Annotated in this window: 14 protein-coding genes; 6 read left to right on the plus strand and 8 right to left on the minus strand. The window is 42.6% G+C overall.

All coding sequences use genetic code 11. The features are described from left to right. Positions 1 to 13: 13 nt before the first annotated feature. Both VB714_RS16695 and VB714_RS16700 read left to right on the plus strand, forming a co-directional pair. A complete protein-coding gene (locus tag VB714_RS16695) occupies positions 14 to 664 on the plus strand; it encodes a GNAT family N-acetyltransferase (protein WP_323225774.1) in 651 nt (216 codons plus the stop codon). A gap of 94 nt (positions 665 to 758) precedes the next feature. After that, the gene (locus VB714_RS16700) at positions 759 to 1,226 is read left to right on the plus strand and encodes a hypothetical protein (protein ID WP_323225775.1); all 468 of its coding nucleotides are present in this window, start codon (positions 759 to 761) and stop codon (positions 1,224 to 1,226) included. A gap of 81 nt (positions 1,227 to 1,307) precedes the next feature. On the opposite strand, the gene VB714_RS16705 is transcribed toward VB714_RS16700, so the two are convergent. Genes VB714_RS16705 through tmk form a run of 3 tightly spaced genes read right to left on the minus strand, consistent with a single transcriptional unit; the run spans position 1,308 to position 4,083 of the window. Then, positions 1,308 to 2,429, minus strand: a complete 1,122-nt coding sequence (locus tag VB714_RS16705; RefSeq protein ID WP_323225776.1) for a histidinol-phosphate transaminase — start codon at positions 2,427 to 2,429, stop codon at positions 1,308 to 1,310. 45 nt (positions 2,430 to 2,474) lie between these two features. Then, the gene (holB, locus tag VB714_RS16710; RefSeq protein ID WP_323225777.1) at positions 2,475 to 3,419 is read right to left on the minus strand and encodes a DNA polymerase III subunit delta'; all 945 of its coding nucleotides are present in this window, start codon (positions 3,417 to 3,419) and stop codon (positions 2,475 to 2,477) included. 16 nt (positions 3,420 to 3,435) lie between these two features. After that, complete coding sequence (gene tmk / locus VB714_RS16715; protein ID WP_416309717.1) at positions 3,436 to 4,083, minus strand: dTMP kinase; 648 nt, start codon at positions 4,081 to 4,083, stop codon at positions 3,436 to 3,438. Positions 4,084 to 4,302: 219 nt separating this feature from the next. On the opposite strand from tmk, the gene VB714_RS16720 reads away from it, so the two are divergent. Further along, positions 4,303 to 4,638 (plus strand): hypothetical protein, encoded by a 336-nt coding sequence (locus VB714_RS16720; RefSeq protein ID WP_204104547.1) that lies wholly within the window; start codon positions 4,303 to 4,305, stop codon positions 4,636 to 4,638. Between the two features lie 132 nt (positions 4,639 to 4,770). Here the strand turns inward: VB714_RS16720 and VB714_RS16725 are convergent, their stop codons facing one another. Both VB714_RS16725 and VB714_RS16730 read right to left on the minus strand, forming a co-directional pair. Next, positions 4,771 to 5,193, minus strand: coding sequence for an FHA domain-containing protein (locus tag VB714_RS16725; RefSeq protein ID WP_204104546.1), 423 nt, complete (start codon positions 5,191 to 5,193; stop codon positions 4,771 to 4,773). Positions 5,194 to 5,362: 169 nt separating this feature from the next. Next, positions 5,363 to 7,735, minus strand: coding sequence for a heavy metal translocating P-type ATPase (locus VB714_RS16730; RefSeq protein ID WP_323225779.1), 2,373 nt, complete (start codon positions 7,733 to 7,735; stop codon positions 5,363 to 5,365). Between the two features lie 448 nt (positions 7,736 to 8,183). On the opposite strand from VB714_RS16730, the gene VB714_RS16735 reads away from it, so the two are divergent. Together VB714_RS16735 and VB714_RS16740 are read left to right on the plus strand one after the other, a co-directional pair. Then, positions 8,184 to 11,192: an ATP-binding protein gene (locus VB714_RS16735; protein ID WP_323225780.1), complete on the plus strand. Its 3,009-nt coding sequence runs from the start codon at positions 8,184 to 8,186 to the stop codon at positions 11,190 to 11,192. A 57-nt stretch (positions 11,193 to 11,249) separates the two neighbouring features. Then, positions 11,250 to 11,900 carry a Uma2 family endonuclease gene (locus VB714_RS16740; protein WP_323225781.1) on the plus strand — a complete coding sequence of 217 codons (651 nt, stop codon included), beginning with the start codon at positions 11,250 to 11,252 and terminating at the stop codon, positions 11,898 to 11,900. Positions 11,901 to 12,064: 164 nt separating this feature from the next. On the opposite strand, the gene VB714_RS16745 is transcribed toward VB714_RS16740, so the two are convergent. Both VB714_RS16745 and VB714_RS16750 read right to left on the minus strand, forming a co-directional pair. Beyond that, the gene (locus VB714_RS16745; protein WP_323225782.1) at positions 12,065 to 12,940 is read right to left on the minus strand and encodes a Uma2 family endonuclease; all 876 of its coding nucleotides are present in this window, start codon (positions 12,938 to 12,940) and stop codon (positions 12,065 to 12,067) included. A gap of 47 nt (positions 12,941 to 12,987) precedes the next feature. Next, positions 12,988 to 13,782 carry an MBL fold metallo-hydrolase gene (locus tag VB714_RS16750; RefSeq protein ID WP_416309718.1) on the minus strand — a complete coding sequence of 265 codons (795 nt, stop codon included), beginning with the start codon at positions 13,780 to 13,782 and terminating at the stop codon, positions 12,988 to 12,990. A gap of 28 nt (positions 13,783 to 13,810) precedes the next feature. Between VB714_RS16750 and VB714_RS16755 the strand changes: the two genes are divergently transcribed. Further along, positions 13,811 to 14,917: a hybrid sensor histidine kinase/response regulator gene (locus VB714_RS16755; RefSeq protein ID WP_416309719.1), complete on the plus strand. Its 1,107-nt coding sequence runs from the start codon at positions 13,811 to 13,813 to the stop codon at positions 14,915 to 14,917. Here VB714_RS16755 and VB714_RS16760 read toward each other — a convergent pair. After that, a partial coding sequence (locus VB714_RS16760; RefSeq protein ID WP_323225785.1) for a class I SAM-dependent methyltransferase occupies positions 14,911 to 15,941 on the minus strand: 1,031 nt, incomplete at its 5' end. The two genes, VB714_RS16755 and VB714_RS16760, sit on opposite strands and share 7 nt — an antisense overlap.

A 15,941-nucleotide genomic window follows, 5' to 3' on the forward strand; every position in this document is an offset into this window, starting at 1 on the left:
CATTGAGATCGCTTTGGTTTCCCTATCAGACTCTTCTCCCTCAGTACGGAAGCAAAAAAGTACGCCTCTTTCTCAGTCTCCCAATCTCGCTACTCCTTTAGAAATTCGGATGGCGAACCTTGGAGATGTACGGGGTTTGTCCGCAATTTTAGCGGATAGCTTTTACTCTCATCAAGGATTCATGTTTTTGATTCATCCTCTTTTGCGCTTGGGCATCTCTGAAGATTTACGCACTCGATTAAAGTCGGCCACACCCCATTATAGTTGTCTAGCGGCGATCGCGACGATTGATACACCCTCGGCACAAAAACAGGATACAGCCGGTGTTGTTGAAATGACGGTGCGATCGAATTACCAGACAACAAAAGCGAAGGAGTCTGGCGGAAAAGTCGGAGAATTTAGTGATTATCTTTATCTCTCTAATTTGGCTGTGAGCCAAAGCTATCGACGACAAGGTATTGCGCGAAGATTATTGTTAAGTTGCGAACCTCTTGCCCTTAAATGGGGCTATCAGGATATTTATCTCCATGTTTTAGACGATAACGAAGGAGCAAAACAACTCTATCTCAATCTCGGTTATAATATCGATCGCATTGAAAGTTATCCCAATCGTTGGATTGTGCCTCGACCCAATCGTTTATTATTACGCAAAACTTTGGTTTAAAATCATCTGGTTTAAAATTATCTGGTTTAAGATCGCTTGTTTAAAAGGCAAGAGACATTAATACAGAAAAACAATTTTTGTTCGATCTATTTTTATGGTTTCCTATTCCTTCAATACTTCTCCCGATCGTGAGAGCGGTCTTGATGACATTCTTAGCGAGCTTAAAAAACGAAATTTTTTGATTGTCAGTAGTCGTCGCCGGAATGGCCTGATTATTTACAAGCAACATTATGCTGAGTTTGCAGGTCCCGGCGCTCTGGTTGGTGGGATTATCGATCCCGACGTTACCCATTTAATCCCTGTGGGTAATTGGTTGCTTGCTTCTCCTGAAGACGAGCGCGAGCGCCAACGGGCTATTTTAATGCGACGACAGTGGATCAAACTTTTTAATAATACAACAACGAATACGGATCCTCATAATCGCGTCAAACTCATCCTCAATCAATTTGAAAATTGGTTCGATCCCGAAACTGTTACTGAAATTCCCGATGACGCGATCGCCCGTTTAGTTGGTGTTCTTCCGGAAACTGTGATTGAAGTTCGCAAAATCGGAGAATGGTGATTGGTAGTTGATAGTTGATAGTTGATAGTTGATAGCGGGGAGAATAGTTGATAGTTGATAGTTGAAGTTACTAATTACTAATTACCATTCACCTGTGACAATTTCGTGCATTCGTTCTAGGGTATGTTGGTTTTCTGCGGGAGTACCGACGGTAATTCGCAAGCCTTCCCCGGTATAGCGCACGAGAGTTCCTCGCTGTTTGAGGTTTTCTGCAAGCGATCGCATTCCTTTATCTTTGAGTTCAACTCGATCTGAACTAATATAAATAAAATTGGCTTGGCTCGGCCAAACTTTAAGTTGAGGCATTTTCGACAATTCGATGAAGAGGCGATCGCGTTCTTCTAATAGTTGAGAGATTGAATTTAGCAACAATTCTCTTTCTTCTATAGCCAATTTGGCCGCAGCTAAAGAGAAACTGGAAAGATTATAAGGTAGACGTACTTTTTCCAACGCCATGATTATTTCTGGATGGGCGATCGCATAGCCAACCCGCAGAGAAGCTAAACGAAAGGCTTTAGAAAATGTTCGCAGGATCGCCCAGTTAGGATGTTGCGGTAGTTCTCCCACCAGAGAAGTTTGTGAAAACTCAAAATAGGCTTCATCAATAACCACTAATATCTCTTCGGGAATGCTTTTCAACCACTCTATTTCTCGAGCAGTTAAAGTATTCGCGGTGGGTGAATTGGGATGGACGACAAAAACAACTCGAATCGGCGGATTTTGAGCAGTGGCGATCGCCTTTTCTGCTTCCTCTAAATCAATTTCAAAGGTATCTGGCGATCGCCCTGCAACAAAACCAGGAATTCCCAAGGTTTTTGCCAGAATAGCATAGATAGAAAATGTCGGATTGGCAACGAGAATACTTCCTTCTCGGTTCAAACAAGTTGCCATTAATAGAGAACGAATAAGTTCATCAGAGCCATTACCAAGGGAAATATTAGCAATATTTATTGTTTCTGTAATCTGCGCCGATTCATTGACATACTCTGCGATCGCCGTTTTAATCTCAGCGTGACTACCATCGGGATAGCGATTACTCGGTTGGTGATTTTGATAAAATTGAGCCAGTTTTTCTTTGAATTCCGCCGGTAAATCGTAAGGACTTTCATTGGTATTCAAGCGATCGATATTTTGGGGAATATCTCCTAGCTGGGAATTATATGCCTTTAGATTTGCGAGATCGGAGCGCAGAAAGTTAAACATTTTTTTCAGTTATGAATTATGAGATCAAAACAATCTTGGAGTTTACTAAGAATCAATCAGAGAAATAAAAGTACATTCCCACACCAAACGCGGTTGAGCATAAGCCAAAAGATACTTCCGTGCCTGTTCGAGTTGTTCTAGGATCGATCGCGTTTTATGTTTCTGCCAGTAACAATATTGTAAATAGTCGATCGCCCATAATTGTGTTTCAGAGTCTAAAGTTTTATCAACTTCTTTGGCAAGTTCTAGCGCATTTTTTTGGGTTTTAGGCAATTTCACCAGTTTTTTTAATAAATCGGCGGGAATATTTTGTAATTGTTCCCAGGCGACGATCGCTTCTCCTGGACTCCCTTGGGCGATCGCCAGCAAAACCGGCTCTCCTAAAATGTCCTCTCGTCCCTCACTCTTGAGAATCTGTTTAACCTGTTCTTCGGACAAGCGAGAAAAGGGGATGCGCTGACAGCGAGAAACGAGGGTAGAGAGGAGAGAATCTCCACTAGGAGCTATGAGTATAATCGTTGCTTTTCCGGGTTCTTCTAGGGTCTTGAGGAGGGCATTGGCGGCACTTTCCGCCATAGTCTGAGCATCTTCGATAACCACTACCGATCGCGAGGCTTCTAAGGGGGGACGCGCCAAAAACCCCGCGATCGCCCGAATTTGTTCGACGCGAATTTGAGGAGGCGATCGGCGCTTGAGTCCCGATTTTGCCGCTTCTTCGGCGGTTAGCAATTGACCCTGATGTTGATAGGTGGGTTGCACCCAAAGAAAATCTGGGTGGTTTTGAGCCTGAATTTTTTGGCGAATGAGAGGATATCGCGACTCGGGCAGATTTTGGCACAAAAGGAGTTCGCTAAATGCCAAAGCCGCAAGGCGTTTGCCGATCCCAGCCGTCCCTACAAACAAGTAAGCCGGAGCAATTCTCTCTTTCGCAATAGCGCGATCGAGCAGGGCGATCGCCTGTGACTGTCCAATTAGGTCGGAAAAAGGCATAAATTTTGCTGATTTATTACTCCCTCTCTCGGAAAAATTTCCTTAAGATTTGTTGAATTTTAATTTGAACATCTGAAGCAGAGGGACGAGCATCAATTTTAACGATACGGTGGGGGTTTTGGGCGGCTAGTTGGGCAAATCCTTGACGAACGCGCTGATGAAAAGCAAGATCGCTACTTTCCAGGCGATCGCTCTGTTTTCCTCGCTCTTTTGCCCGTTTTAGACCGATTTCCACCTCGACATCCAACCAGAAGGTTAAATGACTTTCCAAGCCTCCTGTGGCAATTTTGTTAAGAGAATTAATTAATTTTAGGTCTATCTCTCTACCAAAACCTTGATAAGCAATGGTAGAATCGGTATAGCGATCGCATAAAATAATTGCCCCTCTTTCTAACTCAGGTTTTAGCATCTCTTCCACGTGCTGGGCGCGATCGGCTGCATACAATAAAAGCTCTGTTGTCGTTGTTGGCTCTATTGTTGGTTGGGTAATTGCCAATAAAAGACGACGTAACTCCTGCCCTAATATTGTTCCCCCCGGTTCGCGAGTCGTAATAATGGGAATCTTGTTGTTAAAATGGTGCTGTAACCAATCCCGCGATCGCTCAATTTGGGTGGTTTTTCCCGCTCCTTCAACACCTTCAAAAGTAATTAACAATCCCATAATTTTCTACTGTTTTCTCTAAATTTTACGATCGCGATCGCGAATATCTTTAAATTGGCTTGGGGCTGAAAGGCTCCGAATTAATCTGAAGGTAAAAAAATCCGGAGCAAGCGTGGGAACAATAGGAAAAAGCACCGAGTACAAATTTTGCTTCTCGCATTTCGATATCATTCGATATCATGGAAATGTCAAAACCACTATCTAAATTAGGTGAACTTTGATATGGCTCGTTATTCTTATTCTTTCAGCATTCCTTTACCTCCTGACCAATTCTTTCCCGTTCTTGGTGAAATCCTACGTGCCTGCAATTTTGAAATTATTTACGGTACTCACGATTACTTGATGGGTCGGGAAATTCCGGGACGAGTTTCGTTCTCTAAATTGGTAACAGTTGAGGCTCTTGTTGACAAACAACCGACTGATCCAGAAGGGGTACGCATGAATTGTGTAATCAAAAATGAGGAGTTGCCCCTGAAGAACAATAATCACTGCCGTCGAATGTTTGACACGGTGAAGCAAGCTATTCAAGAGACAACCAATACCCCTTCTTCAAGTTAATTATTTGTTGGAATTGCTTCTCTTTGAATTGTCTATCTAACTAAAGTTGCCAAAGTTACATTTTTCTCGTGCAATCACTTGATTTTTGATTCTTATCAAGATTTCCCCATAGCTTGTCTAATTATGATTTGCCTAATCATCCATCATCATCGCGGGATCGATCAGTGTAATATCGTAAGGATCGTCTGAGGCACTTGCCTCGGGAATGGTTTGCTGGCGATAAGTGACCATAACATCGTTACCAAAAACGAGTTGGTCATTATGTTCGAGATCGTGTTCTGGCTTTTTAGTCCCATTAACGACCACACCGTTAGAACTGAGATTACCGCGATCGTCTCCATCGACAATACGGTAATAGATGGAACCATCTTCTCTTAGCCGTCGATATAACATGGCGTGATGGCGAGAAACAAAAGGAGATTTGAGATAAACATCACAAGTTTCCTCTCGACCGATGGAGTAAGATGCTTCTAAAAGGGGGAGGGATCGTCTGCCGTTTTCATCTTCGACGATCAGAATATGTTCTTGATGGATTTTTGCCGTTTTTGCAGCCATTAGGAATCAATGAGGTCTCAAGTAAAAGTCATCCGAATTACGATCGCCTGAACAAAAAGAAAGAGATTCTGTTCGAGGGATTTTCTAGCAATTCCGCCACTAAATTTTAATTTTAGCCGAATATTTGCAATTGGAAAGTTGATACAGTTTATCCCGATCTAGCATGAAATTACACCCTGAACTGATGTTTTAATAAAAGAGAATTCGTCACAACTGCTACGGAGCTAAAAGCCATGAAAGCCGCAGCAACAGCAGGACTGAGGACAATCCCGAAGGCAGGTAATAAGGCTCCCGCAGCAATGGGAATGGAAATACTATTATACCCTAAAGCCCAAAAGAGATTTTGGCGAATTTTCTTAAAAGTGGCCAAGCTGAGTTGAATGGCTGTGGTGGCGCTGGTCAGAGTCGGTTCTCGCAGAACCCCTGTTGTCGGTGCGAGAAGGACGATCCCGGCGGTTTCTAAGGCAATCTCAGTGCTGCCTTGCAGGGAAATGCCGACATCGGCGCGGGCGAGGGCGGGGGCATCGTTAATGCCGTCTCCGACCATGGCAACAAGGGCGTGGGGGTCTTGTTGGAGGCTTTGAATCAGTTCTGCTTTTTGCTCGGGACGCACTTGGGAGAAGTAGCGATCGATGTTTAATTCTCGGGCGATCGCCTCGGCAACTTCTGGGCGATCGCCGGTGGCGAGAATGGTTTCTAAGCCCATTTCTTGCAGGCGGGCAATGGTGGCGGCGGCATCGGGGCGCAAAGTATCTTTTAATGCTAACCAGCCGGTCATTTCGCCGTTAATGGCTAAATAAACGAGGGTTTTTCCTTCCTTTGCAAGGCGATCGGTTTGCTGTCGGACTGTTTCGGGGAGGGCGATCGCATTTTCTGCCAACCAGTCTTGATTTCCCAAACAAACGGAAAATGGGGAATTTCCCATCACCGTAGCACGAACGCCTAAACCTGGTTCGGTGTGAAAGTCGGTTGCGGGGAGGAGAGGCAATTCTTGGCGTTGTGCTGCCTTTACGATCGCGGTGCCGAGGGGATGATTACTGCCACTTTCCACGGTTGCGGCAATTTGCAGAAGATTGTACTCTTTTTTGCCATTTATTACTTCCCAGTCGGTTAAGGTGGGATGCCCTTGGGTTAAAGTTCCGGTTTTGTCAAAAACGATGGTGGTGAGGCGATGAACCCGTTCGAGAATATCCCCTCCTTTAATCAAAATACCTCGTTCTGCCCCCATTCCTGTACCGACGAGAATGGCGGTGGGGGTTGCCAAACCGAGGGCGCAGGGACAGGAGACCACGAGGACGGCGATCGCCAGTTTCAGGCTCAATAATAAAGGGGATGTCATAGATGCCATTTCGTGACTCATCATACCCGTCATGGGCATTAAAACTTGCGGCCAAAGAGAAGTTCCGAGGAAATACCAGAAGAGAAAAACCGTGAAGGCGATCGCCATTACACCATAGGCAAAATATCCCGCGATGGTATCCGCTAGTTTTTGCACGGGGGCTTTGCGGGTTTGAGCTTCTTCAACAGAGGCGACGATCTGTGCCAAGGTGGTGTTCTGTACCGTGCGAAGAACTTTAACGGCGATCGCGCCAGATTGATTGAGGGTGCCTGCTGCAACGCGATCGCCTGGAGATTTAGCAACGGGTTGAGATTCTCCCGTTAGCATCGACTCATCTACTGTCGTTTTTCCCGTCACAATTTCTCCATCGATGGGAATTTTCTCTGCTGGTAAAATTCTCACCCATTCCCCGACTCGAATGAGTTCGACAGGTATTTCGATCCCGGTTTCTGCTTCATGCTGGGAGTCTCCCAGCAACCTTGCTAGGGGAGGTTGCAAGGCCATTAATTTCTCCATTGCAGCGCTGGCCTGCCCTCGCGCCCTTCCTTCTAGGGTTCTCCCTAAGAAAATGAACCCCAATAACATGACGGGTTCTTCAAAAAAACATTCCCACCCCAATTGAGGTGCAAGTAAGGCGGCAAAACTGGTACTGTAGGCGCTTAAGGTTCCCAATCCCACTAAAGTATTCATGTTAGGCATTCCGTACCATAAACCCCTTACTCCATCCACAATTAACCTGCGTCCAGGAATTAAGAGGGCAAGAGTCGCCAGTCCCCAATGAAACCAAATATTACTAAAAATAGGGATTTCCGGACCTCCCAAATGATGCCAGTGTCCGAGAGAAGAGAAAAGGAGTAATATTGCCGCGATCGCCAGTTGCCAAAGTTGTTGTTTTTCCTCGGTTTGGCGGCGATCGCTGAGGCTAGGGGTTGCATTTGCATGAGGGTCTAAACTGCGGGGGGAACTGGGGAAACCCCTGGCAGTGAGTTTATCGGCGAGAATATCGGGATCGATTTCAGAGGCATTGTATTCTACGACAGCAACAGCAGCAATGAGGTTAACAGAAGCGGACATAACACCAACATTGTTGTTAAGTTGTCGTTCCACGGCGTTGACACATCCCGCACACTTCATTCCGCCTACATCGAGGGTTGTTGTCGCGGGAGAGGTCGAATTTGAAGGAGATTGAGTTGCAATTTGCATCGTCGTTGTTTGAGGGTAGGCGATCGCATTTTCTTACTATACCGTTTAATCTCCAAGGTTTATTCTTGCTTTTGTCTCTCCTCTCAATCTCACTGAAACTTCGGAAAACTATCAGGAGATAGCAAATATTAGGTATCAAAATATGATTCGGTATTCGTATTCTTACTGATATCTGGAGAATAATGCGATCGCATTTTTTTATTTTTTTAATCGTGCTAGAGTTATGCTAACATTCTCTAAAACAATTTCAACATCTGGGTTATCAACTATCTTTATGCAAATAGTTGATATTAGTCTTACTGACAGAAGCTATCATCTACTTTTGTATCAAGCATTACTTTTTTTATAACTTAAGTGGTGCGATCGAGAATCTCTTAAGATTTAGTGAAAAAATTGAGAAACTTTTGTTCATTTCTTTGTGTCCATTTCTTTTACTTTAGATTGAAATATGAGTATAGCCAGTAAGCAAATTGTTAAAGAAAGACGGGAATATAATACTTGGGTTGCCAATGAAACTTTAGAAGATTATTCCCTTCGTTATGCTCCTAAGTCGTTTCGCAAATGGTCTGAGTTTTTAGTGGCCAATACTGCCCTAGGAGGTATTTCTTTTCTAGCATTAGAAGCGATCGGGGCTTCTTTAATGATTAGTTATGGATTTGCTAATGCGTTTTGGGCAATTTTAGTAGTTGGTCTGATTATCTTTTTAGCTGGATTGCCCATCGCTTATTATGCGGCCAAATATAACATTGATATGGACTTGTTGACAAGGGGTGCGGGGTTTGGTTATCTTGGCTCCACGATTACTTCTTTAATTTATGCGTCATTTACTTTTATTTTCTTTGCCATTGAAGCGGCAATTATGGCACAGGCTTTAAAGTTGTATTTTCATCTTCCTTTATCTCTTGGGTATATTGTTTGTTCTGTTATTGTCATTCCTTTGGTTTTTTATGGCGTGACTTTGATCAATCAATTGCAGTTGTGGACGCAACCGATTTGGTTGTTTTTAATGATTTCGCCTTACTGTTTTGTTTTATATAAAGAACCGGAATCGTTAAACAATTGGCTAAATTTTGTCGGAAATTCCTCCGGTAGCGCGGGTTTAAATCCTTTATTATTTGGTGCAGCAGCAACCGTTTCTTTTGCTTTAATTGCTCAGTTGGGAGAACAAGTTGATTACCTGCGCTTTTTACCGGAAAAAAAGGCAGAAAATCGTTTTAAATGGTGGTTAGCCGTTTTAGTGGCGGGTCCCGGCTGGATTGTTTTAGGGGTTGCGAAACAGTTAGGAGGATCGTTTTTAGCTTCCTTGGCGATCGCCCACGGAATTAGCGTGACTGATGCCAAAGAACCGATCCAAATGTATTTAGCTGGATTTGCGGATATGTTTGCCGATCCGAGTATTGTTTTAGGGGTGGGAATCTTCTTTGTTATTGTTTCCCAAATTAAAATTAATGTTACTAATGCTTATGCCGGTTCTCTCGCTTGGTCGAATTTTTTCTCTCGCTTGACTCATTCTCATCCTGGGCGAGTTGTCTGGTTAGTTTTTAATACTGCGATCGCGCTTTTATTGATGGAGTTGGGTGTATTTGAAACGCTACAAGCAGTCTTAGGATTGTATTCTAATGTGGCGATCGCTTGGATCGGGGCTTTAGTTGCCGATCTGGTGATTAATAAACCCTTGAAACTCAGTCCCTCTTATATCGAATTTAAACGCGCTTACTTATACAGCATCAATCCTGTGGGCTTTGGTTCGATGGCGATCGCCTCAGTAATTTCTATTTTGGCGTTTGTGGGAGTCTTTGGTATTTACCCTCAAGCCTATGCACCTTTCCTGGCTTTAGGTATTGCTTTTATTCTCTCTCCTCTTATTGCTTGGGCAACCAAAGGTAAATATTACATCGCCAGAGAAAACCCCCTTCGTCAAACTGTCAATTTGAGTTCATCTCTGATTAATTGTTCGATCTGCAAACAAGATTACGAACCTGATGATACTGCTCATTGTCCCGTCTATAAGGGTTATATTTGCTCTCTGTGTTGCACTTTAGAAGCGCATTGCCACGATAGCTGTAAAACTTCTGAAGATGATGGCTCTTATGCGTTTTATACCCCAGTTTTAGAGTTATTACAAAACAGACTTTCTCCTCAACTCAGCCTGAGAATTATCCGCTTTCTGGGGGCATTTTTGTTATTATCGGGAACAATTGGGGCAGTCTTTGGCTTTGTTTTCTACTTTGGTATCTGGGAATCTTCGCAATTATCTTCTGAGGCGATCGCCATCATTCTCGACCTCTTTTTTGCTCTATATACTCTCATTCTAGTTTTATGCGGCATGGCATCTTGGTGGTTCGTATTGAGTGAAGAAAGTCAGGAATTAACAGAAGAAGAATTAGACAAGCAAAATTTACAACTCCAAGGGGAAATACAAGAAAGACAGCGCACCCAAACTGCTCTGCAACAATTAACCCATGAATTAGAAATGCGTGTCGAACAAAGAACAGCAGAACTTTCTCAAGCCTTACAAATTGTGCAACAAGCACAAACGCAATTGGTACAAACAGAAAAAATGTCCAGTTTGGGTCAATTAGTCGCTGGAGTAGCACATGAAATTAATAATCCCGTCAACTTTATTCATGGCAATATTACTCATGCGGTTAATTATACGGAAGATTTACTCAAACTGATCGAGACTTATGAGGCTGAATTTCCCCAAAAAACTGCAATAATTAAAGACATTGAAAAAGAAATTGATATCGAGTTTCTTGCTGATGATTTACCGAAACTTCTCAACTCCATGCAGGTTGGAACTAATCGCATTCGTCAAATTGTGCTTTCCCTGCGGGTGTTTTCCCGCGTAGATGAATCAGATTGCAAAGCAGTGGATATTCACGAAGGAATCGATAGTACCGTGATGATTTTAGGCAATCGTCTCAAAGCAAATTCAGAGCATCCCGAAATTCAAATTATCCGAAATTATGGAACAATACCTCTGATTGAGTGTTACGCAAGTCAATTGAATCAAGTCTTTATGAATATTCTGGCCAATGCAATTGATGCTTTTGAGGAGGGGGATATCGGACGTTCTTATCAAGATATTGTTAGCGATCCTCATTGTATTACCATTCAAACTCAAATGATGGGAGAAGATTGGCTCTCGATCGCGATCGCCGACAATGGTGCGGGGATTCCTGAAGGAATACAATCTAAGTTATTTGATGCCTTTTTTACCACGAAAGGAGTCGGAAAAGGAACGGGTTTAGGACTTTCAATTAGCCATCAAATTGTTACCCTAAAACATGGAGGAAACTTACGCTGTGTTTCTTCTCTTGGCAAAGGAACAACCTTTATTATTGAAATTCCTATTCATCAAAGACAGCAAAAAATAGAAAACTCTCAAACAGTAAAGGAAGTAAAAAGTATGCCCCCAGAACTTGCTCAAATGGGCGGCGATCGCAAGATTTAATCATATTTGGGCGCACTTTCATGTTAGAGTGTTAGGAGAGATAAAATTGGGCTTTCTATGACTTTTTCTCCGATCGCGATCGCGCCTGTTGTTAAACCCGTTAGCCAAATGCAGCTTGCACCCGGTAGTATAGTCACCATTCCCAATATGAATTGGCAGGAGTTTGAGGCGATTTTACAGGAATTGGGGGAGAAGCGATCGGCAAGAGTTGCTTATAGTCAAGGGACGTTAGAAATTATGACTCCGCTACCGGAATATGAGATTCCCAGAGATTTAATTTCCGATATTGTTAAAATTCTCCTCAAACATTCGGGACTTCCCTATCAGCCTTTTGGTTCAACTACATTCAAACGGGAAGGATTTGCGGGAGTAGAACCAGATGCCTGTTTTTACATTCAAAACTACCAAAAAATGATCGGAGTGCGTCGTTTAAGGAAAGACGATCCCCCTCCCGATCTAGCAGTAGAGATGGATGTTACCTCCAAAACAACTTTGGAGGCTTATGAGGCGATCGCAGTGCCAGAACTTTGGATTTACGATCGCGGACAATTAAAAATTTATTACTGGGAAAACGGAACTTATCGAGAAACAGAAAACAGTCCAATTCTGCCCAATTTTAACCTAACCCGACTTATTCCCGCAACAGTAGAACGCGCTTGGCAAGTGGGTAATTTTCAAGCCTTAGAAGAATTAGAAGCAACAATTTAACCTCCTCCAAACTTCCTCGCGATCGCAGCAAAGAAGTAGCCGTAGGGTGCGTTGGCGAAAGCAAAATGCACTCCATTCAAGCATTCTGGGATATTCTCTGAAGGGACTCGATTTTTTTCTTTTTGTTGGCGATCCCGATTACATTTAGCGATCGCGCTCTAAAATTAGGAAAGGTTTTCAGGATCGATCCCGAGTTGTATGAGGCGATCGCGTAACTGTTGATTTTTTTTTCGTTCTTCCTCTAAAACCGCTTGAGTTTGTTCTTTCTCTTGTCGTTCGCGATCGGCACGTTGTTTTTCGAGTTCCTTTTCTAATCGTTCGCGATCGGCACGTTGTTTTTCGAGTTCCTTTTCTAATCGTTCGCGATCGCGTTCATGTTCAGCCAAATTTGCCCTTTGTTTTTGGCGATCGCGTTGCTCGACAACCTCAACAAACTCAACAAAACGCTCTCCATTGGGATGAAATAAAACCAAATCTCCCTCACTCGTGCTAAATCTTACCCCCAAAAGTGGACTTCTCCAATTTTCCATCACTGATATTGCCTCCAACTTCTTTCCCTTTCTCAACCACCCTTGTAAACGATTCTTTTTCGGATTATATAAGTAATATTCTTGAATGCCATGCTGTTGATAAAACTTAAACTTGGTCTCCATGTCCTTCTTCTTATTACCAGGAGAAAGGATTTCAAACGCCACTTGTGGAGCAATATTGTCCTCTTTCCATTGCATATAAGAACCGCGATCGCCTTTCGGTCGTCCTAACACTACCATCACATCTGGAGCTTGTCTTTGAGGTTCTTCTTGTTCGATAACTTCCTGTTGAGTTAACTTAACCGGATACCATAACAAATCAGCAGCAACGAACACATCATCCCTGTCCTTAAAGAGAGCATCGAGACCGCCTTTAATGGTAAAAATTAAGCGTAATTGAATCGTATTATCAGCCAAGGGTTTACCATCACTATCGGGATAAAGGAATTCGTCTTCAATGGTGGTCGGAGAAAGTTGTTGTACCATTGCCTCAAAGAAAGAAAGAGTCAATACGTTTGACTTTATTATACAGGCGGTGCGACCCCGGTGAGGTTTCCTCACCTAGGGAATGCTGACCAAGAGACTGTGCGGGGTTGTAGGGGGATTTTATAGCGTTCTCCTGGTTGAGGATCGATAATTCGGGTTTCTAAATTATACTTTTCTAGCAAGGGTTTAAACTCTTCCAAACTCCCTCGCGATCGCAGTAGAGAAGTTAATAAACCATGAAAATCTACATCCCCTCCTGCTGCTGTGGGTAACATGACTTGGGGTTTCAGCGATCGCGCGACTTCAATCGCCGTATCTCGTCCTTGAATGATACACCCTAAAAAGGGCAAACTAATATTAATAATGGGGGTAATAATAACATCAATCGGGGCAAAGTCTTTGAGTTTGGGGGAATGATAGCCGTGGGGTTCATAATAGAGACTCATTCCTGTTGTATTGTCTCGGAGAATGTAGCCATTTTCCACTAAAAAAGGACCAATAGGAGAACCCGGAACAGCAATAATTTCAATATGATGATTGAGAGTAAAGCATTCGCCATGTTTGAGAGACGTGACGCGATCGTAGTGCAGATTTTGAACAACTTTTGCTGCATTAGGAGAACCGACAACCGGAATTTTTCGATCCAATTTTTTTAAGGTTTGCGGATGAGCATGATCTTCCAATCCTTGGGACAATAAGATAATATCTACCTTATCGGGAATCGGTTTGGGAACGCGACGAATGCCTTTAAATAACCATGCAAGATTAGCAAATACGAGATCGTCTACCAACCAAGGATCGAGAAGGATGCGGCTATTTCCAAAGTCAATACACCAGGAGTTATTATCTAAATAGGTCAGTTGCAGCATAATAGTCGTTTTTAATTTTTTCTTTATATTGAACTATTCTCCTTTTTTCCATCATAACCCAGAAAATAACCGCATTCTCGTGGTTGATGATTCGCCAGATAACTTGTTTCTGGTGCAAAGTATTTTAGCAGAAGAAGGCTATGAAAGTATTTTGCTGGAGAATGGTCCAGATGCGATCGCCTACATTGAAAAATCTCCTCCGCATCTCGTCCTTCTCGATGTTATGATGCCCAAAATGGACGGTTTGGAAGTCACGAGAACGATTCGTAAAAATCCTTCTCTCCCTTATATTCCCATTCTTTTAATTACCGCTTATGATGGTGCCAGCGTTGTTAAGGGGTTAGATAGTGGTGCCGATGATTTTATTCGCAAACCGGTAGAAGTTGATGAGTTACTGGCAAGAGTGCGATCGCTATTACGTCTCAAACATAGTGTAGATGAACGAGATGCGATCGCCTATCAGCGAGAGGATTTTGTCTCTCGTCTTGCTCACGATTTACGGACTCCTCTCATTGCTGCCGATCGAATGTTAGAATTGTTGCAAAAAGGAACATTAGGAGAACTTTCCCAAGAGATGTCGGAAGCGATCGCGGTGATGTCTCGCAGCAATAGTAATCTGTTAGAAATGGTGAATATGTTGCTGGAAGTTTATCGCTATGAAGCTGGGCGAAAAACTCTCAATTTTTCCCCTTTTAATATTGGAAAACTTCTCTTGGAAGTGACGGAAGAACTTACTCCTTTGGCTGTTACAAAAGGATTATTTCTCAAGTTTTTAGGTTCGAGTAATTCCCAAGCAATTATGGTAGGCGATCGCATGGAATTACGCAGAGTTTTAACGAATTTAATCGGGAATGCGATTAAGTTCACCGATCGCGGCACAATTGAAGTCAATTTAGAAATACAATTAGAACAGGTTAAAATTGAAGTTCGCGATACAGGACAAGGAATTTCCTCCCAAGAGATCGAACAACTTTTTCAGCGTTTTCACCAAGGAAAACACAAGCGATCGGGAAGTGGTTTAGGTTTGCATCTTTCTCACCGCATTATTGCAGCACATCAAGGCAAAATCGCGGTAGAATCGGAACTGGGAAAAGGTAGTTTGTTCACGATTTATTTAAACAAAAATCAATAATGTAGGGGTTTGGTCTCCAAACCCTGGAGTTTCTGTATTTCGTTTAAATTTTTGCTTTGAATAAGTACATTAAATTTCCCCAAACCTGCGGGATCGATGAGTTGGTGCAGAACTTCTCGACGTTTAAGAACTTCGGTAAGATTAAATTTTCCTGTAGAAAGTTCGGATAGGCGATCGCCTAATCCTAATGCCATTAAAAATAGCCCTTGTTGAGTCAATCCTACTTCTTCTAATCCCAAATTTTTGCCTTGACGTTCTAAGGCTGTAAAATCCACATGAGCAGTAATATCTTGATAACCTAAATTAGCATAAGGATCGTCGTGATGTCGGTGTTGATAGTAACATTTTATTGTTCCTTGATAGCGTTGGGGATTATAATAACGCTGGGCAGAATATCCATAATCAATCGTTAAGAGATAGCCAGAGTTTAGCTTATTATTGACTTGTTCTATCCACTCCAAAGCCGCCAAATTTACTTCGCTTCTATATCCTTCCCGATAATCTTGACCTAATATATCAATATCGATTAATCTAAAATATTCTTTCAGTTTTTGAGTCGAGAGTTCGCCGATCGCCTCAGTTAATTTTCCTTCCTTTAACGTAATATAAACTTCTTGTAACTTCCCCTCGTTTATAGTAACGCTATGGACAGGAAAAGCATCAACTAATTCATTAGAAAAAAAACAGCCAACCTGTGAATTATCTTCGATCTCTGACCACGATCGCCAACATATTTTGTTGTTATTGTCAATAAAGTTTTGTAACTTTTCCTTTTGTCGTGCAATTAAACTCGGGGATTGTTCGATAATGTTGTATTGAAGTGTAGTAAAATAGTCAGGATGGCGAGATTGAAGATAGTTTAAGAGATCGCAAGCTAAATCTCCTTCCCCTGCCCCCATTTCTAGCAGTGAAAACTCTTGAGGTTTGCCCAAAATCTCCCACATTTGTAGGAATTGTTCCCCCAATAATTCGGCAAAATCCGAACTGAGAGAAGGAGAAGTTACAAAATCACCCCTCTTGCCAA

Source organism: Spirulina sp. 06S082 (assembly GCF_034932145.1).
GTDB lineage: Bacteria > Cyanobacteriota > Cyanobacteriia > Cyanobacteriales > Spirulinaceae > CCY15215.